The following is a 12,860-nucleotide window of genomic DNA, read 5'->3' as shown; positions in this document are numbered from 1 at the left end:
TGAATGGTTTCATCGCAACTTCATCACGGGTATGACGTATCTTTTAGTAAAAAGTGAGGTGTTGTATGATGCCACTCTGGTTACTCGTCGTATTTATTTTCGGAGGTCTCTTGCTGATTGGAGCCATCATCGATTGGATTGCCAAGCGCCGGAAGCAGAGAATCCTCATAGAGCGTAACAATCGTGATTCCCATTCCTTTAATGAAGGATACGATCCGAGAAACAAAGACGAATATCTCAATTGATAGACGCAGATTACCATCATTTGGTTACCAGACCGAACCTAACAAAAAAAGACCCCAAAAAGGGTCCCCCTTCACACCACAATGCTGATGATAATTCCTGACAAAATGCTGACAAGTGTTGCCCCATATAACAGCCTCAATCCAAACCGGGCGACGACATTTCCTTGTCTTTCATTCAAACCTTTTACCGCGCCAACAATCGTCCCGATCGAGCCAAAGTTCGCGAACGAGATCAAAAACACAGACACGATGGCAATTGTTCTTTCGCTCAACTGACCTTGAATCTTCGTAAAGTCGAGAATGGCTACAAACTCGTTCGCTACTATTTTGGTGGCCATGATACTTCCTGCTTGTACAGCTTCGTGCCAGGGAACCCCCATAAGAAAGGCGAGCGGGGCAAAAACGTACCCTAATAACGCTTGGAACGAAATACCGAATACTGCACTGAATAACCCGTTCACCATCGCAATGAGTGCAATAAATCCGAGCAACATCGCGGCAACGACCACGGCTACTTTAAACCCATCCAGAATGTACTCTCCGAGCATTTCAAAGAAGGCCTGTTTCTCTTCTTTTTCTTGATCGAGCAAATCATCTTCCGGCTTTACTTCATACGGCGTAATAATGGAAGCAATGATAAAACCACCAAATAAGTTGAGTACCAATGCAGCTACCACATACTCCGGTTTGAGCATGGTCATGAAGGAGCCCACGATCGACATAGACACGGTGGACATTGCAGAGGCGCACAGCGTGTACAACCTGTTTTCCGGAATGGCACCGAGCTGTTTTTTCACCGTAATAAACACTTCGGATTGCCCGACAATCGCCGAGGCAATCGCATTATACGACTCCAATCTTCCCATGCCATTCACTTTGCTCAATACGAGCCCTACATACTGAATGAATAATGGGAGGATCCTCGTGTACTGCAAAATGCCAATCAGTGCAGATATGAAAACAATCGGTAGCAAAACTTGCAAGAAAAACGGCGTCGCACCCGGATTCGCAATGCCACCGAAAACAAAATTAATCCCCTCGTAGGCATACTTCAGGAGTATGGAAAAACTGCTGGCAATGCCTGATATGAAAATAAGTCCAATACTGGTTCGCAACAGCAGCAAGCCAAACACGATCTGAATCAGAATCATGATAAGGATAGGACGATACCGAATGTGCTTTTTATCACTACTTGCCAGCCAAGCAAGCAAAAATACGGTAATCAAACCTATTCCTGCGATGATATAATTCATGCAACCAACTCCAATAGCAAAAGATTTAGAGCCGACACGTACTATTACCGATCTGCTTGTCTCGCTCCATAATCTTCCCAAAAGAGCACAAAAAAACCCTCCTGAACGATGAATAATCGAACAGAAGGGGGATGGAACAACTAAGCATCTGCCACGGCGATGGCCTCAATCTCAATTAGCAGCTCGTCCCTGATTAGTCTGCTCACTTCAACGGCAGAGCTCGCTGGCGGGGTTTTTGTATTCACGTACTGATCTCGAATCTCTCGGACAATGTGAATCTTGGAGATGTCGGTCACGAAAAAAGTCAATTTCACTACATGATCAAAGCTGACTCCTGCCGCTTCTAACGCGAATTGGATATTTTCGAAAACTTGCTTGGTCTGTGCCGCTAAATCACCTGTGCCAACCACCTGGCCTTCTTTGTTGAGAGCCACCTGACCCGATACGTAAATCGTCCGGGCGTTCCGAACCTCTACCGCATGGGTATAGCCAAACGTAGGTGGCATTGTTTCAGGGTTAATGAATTTGATTCGCTTATCATTTTGCATCACGACACGCTCCTTGCTTTTTTACTGATTTCTATTGGAGGAATTAAATTGATTAAATAGTCCGCTTCCAGAGCTTCTTGGCTGTTCTTTTTTGTTTGTGGCTTCAAATTGCTGAAAAAGTCCGCCGTCATTCTTCTTTTTTTCTTCTACTCTTATTTCTTTCTTTTTGGGTAGGGGTTGTTGAATTGGTGTTCTTTCTGGCTTTACAGGCTTTATGGGCTCTACATTCTTTTTCTTTCTCGTACTTTTCGTGTTTTTCGTAATGATCTTGTTAGGGGTTTGCTTCTTCTTCTTTCTTTTTCTGGTCATATACCAATAGGATAAAGGGAAAATACCGAGCATAATCGCACCGGCTGTAATCAAATACAGCTTCCAGATCGATTGCCTTTTCTCTTCCTCCTGTTTTTCTTTCCGTATCTTTTGGACAACCTGTTCGAAATCGAGAACCTTATAGTCTTCTTTAACAGACGACAGATCCTTCACAAACCCAACGGAACGGCTTCCATCGTAAATAAAATTTCGCGGAACGTTATTTACTGTGAGCTGGTATATGAATCCTGTGGGGACCCCTGAATTTTGGATTTTTTCTTCTATCTCATCCAGAAGATCAGCAGAAGTCGGATCAATCATTTGGTCATATTCCAAAACTTCATAGTTCTTACTTTCTTTTTTTCCTATTAACTGAACATTTTCTTCATTGTTAAACAGAAAATACCTCGGAATCTTTTTGATATTCTTCCGATAGACTTTGTTTTTCGGGAAATGATGCAAGGCCATTTCGTTGCTATGCATTTCAAGTGTCTTCTCTGACAGCAGTACCTCTTCTGCTTCTATGATGGGAAGGTTTGTCTCAATGGCTTCATATTTGGGAAGCCATTGAATGGTACCATCCGAGCGCAAAAACAAGTAAATATCCTGATATTGAAAGGATGTCACATAGATTTGATCCGTTGGTAGGTTATGAAGATAAAACTCTTTTTCAAATGGTGTTGGATCGAAATTGTATGGGATGTTAAATACTGTTGACCCATTTATCTCACTCTCATCCACCTCTTCTATCTGTCCGTTATTATGTACGGTAAAGTATAGGGAACCGTCATGAGTGGATTCCCCCCATATCGTCGTTTGATAAAATTGATTGGGTCGTAAATGGTATGGTCCAATACCTCCATCAATTTGAAATAAGATTTCTTCCCGTTTGATTCTTTCCTCTTCCGCAGCGGCTTCTTCGCTCGTCTCCTCTTCTTGACTAGCCTCTTCTTCCTCGAATTGCTCTTCATCATCGTCGTCATCGTCATGCTTCTTGATTTTAACCGGCTTGGATGATTGGAAACCGCTTGACGGTTTGGCCCTTTTTATCGTGGAGCTTGAGCTTTTACTGGTTGAGGCTGAGCTTTTTCCTGAAGAATATGAGCTTTTGCTTGAGGAGGATGAGCCTGTACTAGATGATCCCGAGCTTCTGCCCGATGAATAGGAGCTGGTACTAGATGACCCTGAACTTTTGCCGGACGAATAGGAGCTGGTACTAGACGACCCCGAGCTTCTGCCTGAACTACTGGAGCTAGATGAACTTGAGCCTCTAGATGACGCAGGTTCTACTGGAAGGATAACTAGACTAATCATTACAGCGCTAAGAAAATAGGCAAGCAAGTTCCGCATGAAATATGACCCCTCTATGAACCAATCAATGGTTCTCTCTTTCTAACAGTTAAATACTACCACCTCGTATCATGAAAATGCTACAAAATTCCTACCCTTCCTTCTTCACCCTCTTATTGCTTTTTACCAAAAAATCTATCCTGTATAATTTTTGGGAAATAGGGAAATAGAAAGAGAGGTTTTGCTAATGACAACGGTATACGATAAAGCGAAATATCATTACGAAAACTTTGAGGAGGACCTTCCTCAAAAACAGGCATACGTACATACAGGCTTTTTCATTGGCTGGTTGATTGAAAAGGATATGGTTAGCGAGGATTTTAAAAAGAGTTTCGAAAACCTAATCGCTGATTTTAAACAAAGGCAGATTACTGGTCCTGAAGTTTATGAGAAGACGGGTGGGGTATTTGCAAAAGACATGTTGAATGAAGAAGGAAACCAGTTCGCGATGTTTTACTTCGATTTCGATACGGGGGAGTATCGGTATCATTATCTAGAAGCGTTTGATTGCGAGCCAAGTGTGTATCACGTGGAAGATACTTGGGAGAATTATGATCATATCAAAAATTGGATCGACAATGAGTACGAGTACTGGTGCGAGAAAAATGAATAAGACCGCGTGAGTACGCGGCCTACAATCAAGTCGCTATTTTACTTCTTCAGGATGAAATCAGACATAACTGCCTTTTCCCATTGAACTCCTTTTGGACTCACATTGGTGTAAAGCGATATGGAGTCCGAATCTTCAATTACCGCTTTCAAATGAAAATTCATGTCCTTGGGCTGCAAATATTCATCATACAGCTGTTGGTAGTTGGGATCGTTCTTTTCTTTTGCCGCTTTGATGTAGTCCACGGTGTCAGGGTCTTTCTCAAAGTTTTTGTATTTCACTTGATATCCGAATGTCGCTTCTACTTTTCCGTCAACGGTTTTCTCTTCATAATCTGACAGGGTAAACTCGAGCAGCTCATAGTGGGAGGAGAAAGCTTTGTTGCTCTCTTCTTGCAAATAGCCCGCAATTTTGTCAAAGCTTGAAGAGCTGTCTACGGATTGTTTCTGGTCTGTGCCAGTGTTCGTTACCTCTTTTGGAGGTGGCGTAGCAGTCGGATTTTGTACGACCGCGTCTGAGCTACAGCCGCTGATGAAAACAGCCAATACCATAGCCATACATCCTACAATCACTTTTTTCAAAAGAAATCCCCCCTTATTTCGTTCATCATTTGATATACGTTATTCATTTCAAGCATGCTACACGTCTCAACAAAAAAACACCCTGATACACCAAGGCCAAGGTTTCGAGAAACCCCCTTCCTGAATTTCGCCGATTGGGCAGAAAAAATTTGACCTTCTAGAATCGCTTCCAAGGCGTTTTACGATGGCGGGGAGACATATTTGCCCCCTAAAATGGCACTAAAAGTCCCCTTTTTTACGAAAGGGGACTTTCTCTACACTCTGACCTTGATGCACCAGGGCTTTTTCTTCGATGGCGTCCCCGAGAGGATTCCAACCTCCGACCTGCAGTTTAGGAATTATACGAAATGCGCCTTACCCTCTCCGTGGCCAACTATCCGCCCCTGAAAAACCTTATGATATCAGGTTTGAAATTTTGCGAGTTTTCCCACAGATAGCTGTGTACTCGATTTATCTATCGAACTCTCAACCACAAAAATTGCATTTTGTTCATTACCGTCTACCGAAATCTAATCAAGATCATAAACAATACCTATTGTTTTTTGGTCTTTGTCCCAACATCTTATGTTCCTCCAACAAATGCCCCAAACAGAACTGCAAATAAGCCCCGCCTTTCTATAAGTAAAGTGGCGGCTGTAATCTATATTGTTTCAAGTTAAAAAAGGTAATTCCGGTCAATCCACTGACTATCCTTATAGTCAAAGTTTAATTCTTCCGTCAACTTAACTACCTCCTGTAATACTAATAAATTCAGCAATAGTTGCCAAGCGCTCAATGATCTTATCTATTCTAATTGCTATATAAGCTGAACTGAACGCTATTACAACGAAACAAACAGTAATTATCCAAGACTGCACATTATTAAACGACATAATGAATCACGCCTTTACTTTTTTGTTGATTATCCATTTTTTGGTTGTAGATACTTATTCTTCATGGTAAATTATACCATAAAAAGGGAGGTATATTAAAATGTCCAAAAAAAATATTAAATCATCTATTACTAGCCTCGTTTTGGCTGGTGTTTTAGTATCTACTGTAATGTTACCAAATTTTTCAGTTCAGACTGCATTTGCAAAAACATCTAAAGAGTTACTGTTTTCATCCGGAATGGATTCTGAAAATACGGAAGAACAATTGGATTTCAAACACGAATCTCTGAAAAGTGTCAAAAAAACTCTGGAGGATAAAAAAATCCAAGTAAAATTGATAAATCCAGATGATAAAGTGGATTTATCAGAGTACAATTCTATTGCATATAATTATAAAGATGTAGAAAAAAACAAAAAGCTACAGAAGGAATTACAAGAAGAACTGCAAAATGGTAAGAAAGTGTATTTATTTGGCGGGCTTACTATAAAAGAATACTGTGATCTGCTAGGTATTGACAACTTGTATACTCAAACAAAAATAGAAAGTGGAGAAACTCAAGAATCAATCGAGCTTTCTTTCTTTAATGAAAAGGATGAGAAAAAAGAAAAGAAGAAGAAAGATGGCACTGATAAGAATAAGGATTCCGAGAAACACGAAATCATAGGTTACACATTAGATGAAGATGCCCCTTATAAAGTCTTTATTTCAGATATAAATAGCTATGATGACGAGGGTAAAATTGAAATTGAAGATGAAATTTATCTCGCAGAAATCTTGCAGCACGAAAATAAAATTATTGAAAAGAGTAACTCTGAGATTTCTACTAGATCAAGCCGAATTGTAGATAGTGAATATGATATTATTGCCTCCGCTTACTATATAACAAAAAAAGCCGGACAAATTAATTCACAATGGAAACTGTACAAAGTTACCGATGAAGACGATAAAGAATATGACTATTTCTATGTAAAAGATACAAGCACTATTGAAACATATGAATGGCTTTGGGATGCGGAAGAGTTTACTATTAGACACGATCTGGTATTTGATAGTGACGAATTAGATGATGCTGAACCAAATGATACCTCCAGTAACCCGTATAAAGTAAGTTTAGGTTACCCTTATAGCATTGGTTTCGAATATGAAATTGACACAGAACCAGACATGGATCTCACATTGAATAAATCAAATGATTATGCAAAATGGAATGTTACTGGAAGTCAATTAGAATCATCAGATGACTATGAATTCGTAACTGCATGGGCTGCTACAGGTAGCTACACTAAACTGGATATCAGCCATAAAGTTAATTTTTATGCAGGTATTGACGTTGAAACAGATGCAGACCAATCTATTTCTATTAGTTACAATTACTAATATGCCTTAATTACTTTGTTATTGTAGTTCATATTTTACAATTTGACTCACAAGTTAATGCCCTCCCCCGGATTGTTCCGATGGAGGGCTTCAAACTTTTCGGCTAAAACTTTAAATATCCATTCAGGAAAACAGTTGTATTACTTACCGTTCAATTTATGAGGGTCAACTTAAGTTAATAAGATTCTATCCCTGCAAATCTCGCTTCCAGACGAGTCGGAAAAGCGAAGCGTTGTCCGCGTCAGCCTGCACCGAGCCAAGGCTCTGTAATTATGGCGAAGAGTATTAGATAGCGATACTACTGAACTGATAAGAAAAATCAAAAAACTAATACAAGTTAATTCATAAATAGTAATAAAAACGGGAGAACCTATCAGAATTGATTCTGTTCGCTCTCCTTAAATATTTGGAATTTATTCAGCCTACTAACTTCTTAGACACAAGTCCCCATTTGTCTTCTGTTAATTCTCTTACCAAATGAAATCCGTTTTTACCCAGGTAAAAATTGTACAACTTATCTTTTTTATGATAATCGACTGTAGAAAGGGAAGCATTTACACTCTCTATTCCCATTCCTTTTAAGATAATGCAGAGATTCTGCACAACAAAAGAGCCAATCCCACGATTCTTAAAATTCCCACAATTAATATCTCCTATTGTGGCTTTTACCTGCCCTGCAAAAATACTATCCATTAATAGTGGCATTTCTTTCTTTCCATCAACAAACACAACGCATTCTAGCTTCCTAGAATATTTCAACGGGCTAATGTTTCTTTCATTAAGTTTTTGCTGGAGTTCTTGGTTATGCTCCAACTCTTCATCGAATAAGATAACGATTTTTTGCCCTTCATCAAGATTACAAATAAAGAGATGTCTTTTAAACTCATCCTGTTGTTTATAATTCAAAGCATTTTGTAGATTTGATACCGACAATTCCAATTCTTCAATTGCCTTTTCATCCTCATTAATTTTGCCACGCAAGCCTTGGTTCACTTCATGTAATCTTTCATTCATTTCCCGATAGAACTTTGAATCCCATCTTAAACTTTTCATCGTCTTCCAGAGTATACCTCCAAGAATGATGAGAACTACTGTAATTGCTACATAACACTTGATTTCCAAGTCAGCATCACCTTTCTTTGTTTTAATTTTTGAGTTCACTTTACCAAACGTATATTCCCACGTAAATACTTACACGGTCTTAGTCGGTTCTAGCTCACATATACAGTTCTTAACAGAAGTAACGACAGAACATCGCATGAAAAAAGCACCCATCCTGAAATTTTAGGAAGGGTGGCTAATATACTTACTGCACTTATTGCTTGATTTTGATACGCAGTATTAAACGTTCAATTTCACTGCCATATATGCCGTTTCAACTACAAGAATAGGGAATCTATCTCCCCTACTCGAAGACGAATAAAGAACGAGTCCTAATAGCTCAGAGGCTAAGTAATTGATGTAAGACCGAATCAATGAAGTGGAAACGTCTTTCACGTATAGTCTACCTAGTTTCAAAAGATAAACTGTTGTTCATTAAAGCGCCTATGAAAAAAGTGAAAAACCTTGATACTCCAAGGTTTTTCCTACAATGGCGTCCCCGAGAGGATTCGAACCTCCGACCTACAGTTTAGGAAACTGACGCTCTATCCTGCTGAGCTACGGGGACATTTTACATTCACTTCCATTATAGTGAAATCGCTCGATTTTGGCAATTGAGGACCAGGGTGACCATGCCCGGTCCTCCTTTATTTATTTGTCATTTGATCATGATTCTTCCTGTGCCCGTTCCAGTACAGCTCCGGTGATCGCATCAATGGATGTTTCGATTCCTTTTTCTTTGTACACACGGTAGACAAGAAGCGCTTGCTTGTCAAATGTATCCTTTTTACCCGTCAAAATATACGTAAGCTCCAGAGGGTGATTTCTTCTTAGTGTTGCCTCAGCAGCTTGCTTGGAAATCACCTTTGCAGGATCGGGAAAGCTCGTGGCCCCCTGTCCAAATGCACCTGACATGCCGACAACTTCTCCTGTGTTCGTATCCACAATCACTTCATAGGAGCGATCCACTACGGGAATGCCCTGATACAGCTTGGTAAATCGAAAGCGAACCTCTGCTGCTTCTCTGCTGATGCCTGTCAGCTCCATCTCTTCGATTGTCTTGTCCAAGTAACGCTGCAAATGCTCAATCGCAGGCTGCAACAAGGCTTCCGGCGAAGGTTCCCGATTTTTGCTAAAAGAGGACCTTGCCTCTTGTTTGCTATTCAACCGATAAGATAGCAATTGCCCATTTTCATGTACCCGAGCCGTCAGTTCTTTTTCTTTCTCTTCCCACTGGTACTCCCGTATCCCGTCTCTCCCTACAGATGTCGTCCCTTGCCAATTGTCCACAGCAACTGGCAAACCGAATTCCTTTGCGAGCAAGGAAAGCATCTCTTCACTTGAACCGGCTTTTAACGTTCTCCCCTCAGCCGATATTTGTACGATGCGTTTTCCCTCATATCTCTGTATGGGAACGCCTTTGCTATTGACCAAAGCTCCTGTATTGGCATCAATGAACCCGGAAATGTCAGTCTCGTAGTGTAAGGAAGCTACTTCCCCTTCCTTTTCCCGGTAAACCAACCGCAATGTCGAAGCAAGCGCTTCTTCCGCCTTTTCTTTGGATAGTACGGCCGTTGGTTTGGGAATCTGCGCAAGAGACTGAAGTTGATCGGAGTCCTGAAGGATTTGAAAATTGGATACCTGATCGTCATTCATTTTAACAGTGTAGCTTGCTTCATAAAAAGGTATGCCATGAACAACCCGACTAAACCCAATGGTTCCTCGTTTTAGATCAGACTGGGAAGGATTATATTGGTAATGCTCTCCTTGTTCTCCCAACAACTCCAGCATGTATGTTTGTGCTTTTTTCACCAAGGGAGGGATTGAGATTGGATCGGTCACGGCATCAGTCTGCTTGAGCGAGGAGGTAGCTACTGGTGGTAAAGCCTTTTCTGGCTGTTTTTTGTGCTCAATACGTACAGTAGTCGTCTCTGACCGATTCATTTCGGGAGGACGATTCAAGACTTTATTCTCTTTGGTCGTGTTTGCTGGAGGAGGAAGCGGCGGCGGCTTTATGGATTCCGGAGTGGGTGCAGGAACAATGGTTGCAGATGGTTGCTCGTGCTTCATTGTATGCTCCCAAAGAGTTTGAAGACTCTGCTGCCCACTCTCTGTGGACGCCCATCCTCCCAACAAAACGATTGCTGCAACGCCAGCCACCCGATTTGCCACACGTTGAAAATGCAAACGACGCTTCAGTTGATTTGTACGTAATTGTAAACGCCGTTGAGTCTCCCTGACGTATTCCGGGCGAGGTGGCGATTCCGTTTCCTTTAGCCGTCTCAGTTGTTTTTCCAGCTCTTCTTCATGCCAGCTCATGTGGAATCCCCCCTTTCACCGAATCCTTCAGGAAGTGCTGAAGCTTTTTCAGCGCCCGATGATAAACCACCTTGACCTTGGCCTCCGAAATAGCCAGAAGTTCCGCCGTCTCCCTGATGCTGTACCCTTCCACACTGCGCAAGATGACGACCATACGATAAGATGGTTTCAGTCTTTGCAACGCATCCTTGATCTCCCGCATTTCTTCCTTGTTATCCAGCTCTACTTCTGGTATCCCTTGCTTTGCTGTTAGCCGCATTAGCCAGTTTTCAGAAACCAGCTCATACAGCTTCTGCTTGCGATAATGGTCGATAGCAATATGCTTTGCGATGGAGAATAGCCAAGTCTTTACTGCTACTCGTCCGTCGTAAGTCGGCAATGCTTTCACGACACGGGTAAACACCTCTTGTGTCAAATCTTCGGTTTCATTCTGATTGCCCGTGAAATGCAGCAAGAAGCAGTAAACAGCCATGTAGTGCTGTTCATAGATGCTCCCCATTTTCTCATTGAGGTCGTCATACATGCGCGCCCTCCTTTCTCCGTGTGTCTTCTATCCCTTGGTCAGGATCAATCGGCTTATTGGTCCTCATCCTCCTGAACAATCTTTCCCGTTAACGCATCAATTTGTTCATTTACCGTTTGATAAACTGTGGCCAGTTTGTATACCAAAAGTGCCTTATTCCCGTTATTTTCAGGATAAAAATACTCCAGTTGAAATTGCTTGAGGAATTCCTGCGCAGCCTGTTCCGCCGTTATCCCAGCCTTCAAATCAGGTAACTGTTCGGTGAATTTCGCTTTGCTAGCCGTGTCTAATCTCATGACCTTTCCGTTAACGATGTAGACATAGAAGCTTCTGTCCCGTACGGGTATCCCCTGATGCACCTTGACGAACTCAAATTCGAAGCTCCCATCTTCTTCGCCTTTGATATGCTTTGAATTACCGATTTCCATCATTTCTTTCGTATCAATGGGTAGGTATTTTTCCATTTCCTTGATTGCTAGCGCGCGTGCTTCTTCCCTCGTCTTACTATCTTTCTTTATGATTGTCACTTCTTTAGAAAAAGACAGAATCTCTCCTGTTTTCTCCACAACAGTTACTACCGTTTCATCGTCAGTTTCTTCTCTCCATGTAAATACCTTGATCCCCGTTTTCGGAAAACTCTCTTCCTTCCATTCCTCTGCTTTTAGGTCTACGTTAAATTCCTGTTTCACATATGAGGAAACTTCCTCTTTCGTTTTGGCTGTCAGTTTATTCGTTTTCGGCGCAACTTTCACGATTTCTCCGGGCAGGTAGTACTTCTGTTCCGACACGTACAAGGACTTCCCTGTCGTTGCATCCAGATATCCGGAAAACATGGGCTCATACGCAAGCAGCTTCCGATCGGCCCAATAGGACAATTTCATGTGGGAAGCTACTGTTTTTGTCATTTGTTCCTTTGCCATTGCTTCTTTGGGATCGGGGAAAGAGGTCTTTTCGATTGAAGGGATCTCATAGGGAAAGCCCCCATTTGGTCCACCGGAGACAACCTCACCTTTGGCATTCAACTCTAGGCGTGTACTCAAATTCGGATAGAGTAAACCATTTACGGATTTGGAAAACACAATACCGTGCCCACCCTCTTCAGTGAAGAGCTGATTAAGCTGATAACCATCCATATCTGGACCGTACCACTCTTTTAGAAAAGCGGTTGCCTTTTCTTTGGACTCCTGCCAGGTTGGTTTCTTTTCATCTTCTACTTCCTCTGTCGCTAACCTGAAACTTATTAATTTCCCAGTTTTCGCTTCAAATTCGATGTCTACTCTCGGCTCATTTTGGTCTTTTTCTTTTCTTAGCTGAACAAAGATAATGTTCGGTCTCTTTTTATCAAGCGTTACCGTCTTGAACGTAAACTCCTTGAGATACGGCAATAGTTTCCCCGCTTTGACCAGAGCTTCGTCTACTGTTTTCATGACATCATCCGCTACACTTGCTTGATTTCCTGCTGATAACGTTGCTTGCTGATACTCTCCTTGGGTGGCTAAAGCTACAGGTGTGGAGGCCAGGACACACATGGCTCCCATCAGACATACAGCTTGCGAAATTGTTTTCCTCATAGGTTCTCTCCTTTGTATTGGTTACTTGGATGCTGCTTGCTATTTGTGTACATTGACTTATTCGTAGAAACGAACAAAAGGTTACGCTTTCCAGAAAAAACATAAAAACCCTGTTACAGTGGTCTTCCCCCTGTCAAGCAAACAGAACTAAAAAAACCTTGGCAATCCAAGGTTTTTTGCATCTCAAATCATATTTTGCT

Annotated in this window: 11 protein-coding genes and 1 tRNA gene; 3 read left to right on the top strand and 9 right to left on the bottom strand. The window is 41.6% G+C overall.

The window, feature by feature from the left end:
- The first annotated feature begins 65 nt into the window (after nucleotides 1–65).
- On the top strand, nucleotides 66–245 hold the full coding sequence (locus HP567_RS02910; protein ID WP_173612073.1) for a hypothetical protein: 180 nt from the start codon (nucleotides 66–68) through the stop codon (nucleotides 243–245).
- Between the two features lie 71 nt (nucleotides 246–316).
- Here HP567_RS02910 and HP567_RS02905 read toward each other — a convergent pair whose 3' ends face one another.
- From HP567_RS02905 to HP567_RS02895, 3 genes are all read right to left on the bottom strand, one after another.
- Complete coding sequence (locus HP567_RS02905; protein ID WP_173612145.1) at nucleotides 317–1,498, bottom strand: NupC/NupG family nucleoside CNT transporter; 1,182 nt, start codon at nucleotides 1,496–1,498, stop codon at nucleotides 317–319.
- A 140-nt stretch (nucleotides 1,499–1,638) separates the two neighbouring features.
- Complete coding sequence (locus tag HP567_RS02900; RefSeq protein ID WP_173612146.1) at nucleotides 1,639–2,046, bottom strand: RidA family protein; 408 nt, start codon at nucleotides 2,044–2,046, stop codon at nucleotides 1,639–1,641.
- Nucleotides 2,047–2,067: 21 nt separating this feature from the next.
- A complete protein-coding gene (locus tag HP567_RS02895; protein ID WP_229087868.1) occupies nucleotides 2,068–3,705 on the bottom strand; it encodes a hypothetical protein in 1,638 nt (545 codons plus the stop codon).
- A gap of 187 nt (nucleotides 3,706–3,892) precedes the next feature.
- Between HP567_RS02895 and HP567_RS02890 the strand changes: the two genes are divergently transcribed.
- The gene (locus HP567_RS02890) at nucleotides 3,893–4,318 is read left to right on the top strand and encodes a DUF7832 domain-containing protein (RefSeq protein WP_173612147.1); all 426 of its coding nucleotides are present in this window, start codon (nucleotides 3,893–3,895) and stop codon (nucleotides 4,316–4,318) included.
- 38 nt (nucleotides 4,319–4,356) lie between these two features.
- On the opposite strand, the gene HP567_RS02885 is transcribed toward HP567_RS02890, so the two are convergent.
- On the bottom strand, nucleotides 4,357–4,896 hold the full coding sequence (locus HP567_RS02885) for a hypothetical protein (RefSeq protein WP_370647954.1): 540 nt from the start codon (nucleotides 4,894–4,896) through the stop codon (nucleotides 4,357–4,359).
- 972 nt (nucleotides 4,897–5,868) lie between these two features.
- Here HP567_RS02885 and HP567_RS02880 point away from each other — a divergent pair.
- Nucleotides 5,869–7,146 carry a hypothetical protein gene (locus HP567_RS02880; RefSeq protein WP_173612148.1) on the top strand — a complete coding sequence of 426 codons (1,278 nt, stop codon included), beginning with the start codon at nucleotides 5,869–5,871 and terminating at the stop codon, nucleotides 7,144–7,146.
- Nucleotides 7,147–7,563: 417 nt separating this feature from the next.
- Here HP567_RS02880 and HP567_RS02875 read toward each other — a convergent pair whose 3' ends face one another.
- From HP567_RS02875 to HP567_RS02855, 5 genes are all read right to left on the bottom strand, one after another.
- A complete protein-coding gene (locus HP567_RS02875; RefSeq protein WP_173612149.1) occupies nucleotides 7,564–8,268 on the bottom strand; it encodes a hypothetical protein in 705 nt (234 codons plus the stop codon).
- A 470-nt stretch (nucleotides 8,269–8,738) separates the two neighbouring features.
- Nucleotides 8,739–8,815: transfer RNA gene (locus HP567_RS02870), tRNA-Arg, on the bottom strand.
- Nucleotides 8,816–8,913: 98 nt separating this feature from the next.
- Nucleotides 8,914–10,566: a YcdB/YcdC domain-containing protein gene (locus HP567_RS02865; RefSeq protein ID WP_173612150.1), complete on the bottom strand. Its 1,653-nt coding sequence runs from the start codon at nucleotides 10,564–10,566 to the stop codon at nucleotides 8,914–8,916.
- Nucleotides 10,553–11,089, bottom strand: a complete 537-nt coding sequence (locus tag HP567_RS02860) for an RNA polymerase sigma factor (RefSeq protein WP_173612151.1) — start codon at nucleotides 11,087–11,089, stop codon at nucleotides 10,553–10,555. The genes HP567_RS02865 and HP567_RS02860 overlap by 14 nt, the downstream gene beginning before the upstream one ends.
- A gap of 53 nt (nucleotides 11,090–11,142) precedes the next feature.
- Nucleotides 11,143–12,660: a YcdB/YcdC domain-containing protein gene (locus HP567_RS02855; protein ID WP_173612152.1), complete on the bottom strand. Its 1,518-nt coding sequence runs from the start codon at nucleotides 12,658–12,660 to the stop codon at nucleotides 11,143–11,145.
- Nucleotides 12,661–12,860: the final 200 nt, after the last annotated feature.

The organism is Brevibacillus sp. M2.1A, from assembly GCF_013284355.2.
Lineage (GTDB): Bacteria > Bacillota > Bacilli > Brevibacillales > Brevibacillaceae > Brevibacillus.
Note: the sequence above shows the minus strand (reverse complement) of the source record. Positions and strands in the feature narration are given on the sequence as shown.

What these genes read in the sequence shown, in the direction of transcription:
- HP567_RS02890 (WP_173612147.1), top strand. Translation starts at nt 3,893, where the DNA reads ATGACAACGGTATACGATAAAGCGAAATATCATTACGAAAACTTTGAG.
- HP567_RS02860 (WP_173612151.1), bottom strand. Translation starts at nt 11,089, where the DNA reads ATGTATGACGACCTCAATGAGAAAATGGGGAGCATCTATGAACAGCAC.
- HP567_RS02905 (WP_173612145.1), bottom strand. Translation starts at nt 1,498, where the DNA reads ATGAATTATATCATCGCAGGAATAGGTTTGATTACCGTATTTTTGCTT.
- HP567_RS02900 (WP_173612146.1), bottom strand. Translation starts at nt 2,046, where the DNA reads ATGCAAAATGATAAGCGAATCAAATTCATTAACCCTGAAACAATGCCA.
- HP567_RS02855 (WP_173612152.1), bottom strand. Translation starts at nt 12,660, where the DNA reads ATGAGGAAAACAATTTCGCAAGCTGTATGTCTGATGGGAGCCATGTGT.
- HP567_RS02910 (WP_173612073.1), top strand. Translation starts at nt 66, where the DNA reads ATGATGCCACTCTGGTTACTCGTCGTATTTATTTTCGGAGGTCTCTTG.
- HP567_RS02895 (WP_229087868.1), bottom strand. Translation starts at nt 3,705, where the DNA reads ATGCGGAACTTGCTTGCCTATTTTCTTAGCGCTGTAATGATTAGTCTA.
- HP567_RS02880 (WP_173612148.1), top strand. Translation starts at nt 5,869, where the DNA reads ATGTCCAAAAAAAATATTAAATCATCTATTACTAGCCTCGTTTTGGCT.
- HP567_RS02865 (WP_173612150.1), bottom strand. Translation starts at nt 10,566, where the DNA reads ATGAGCTGGCATGAAGAAGAGCTGGAAAAACAACTGAGACGGCTAAAG.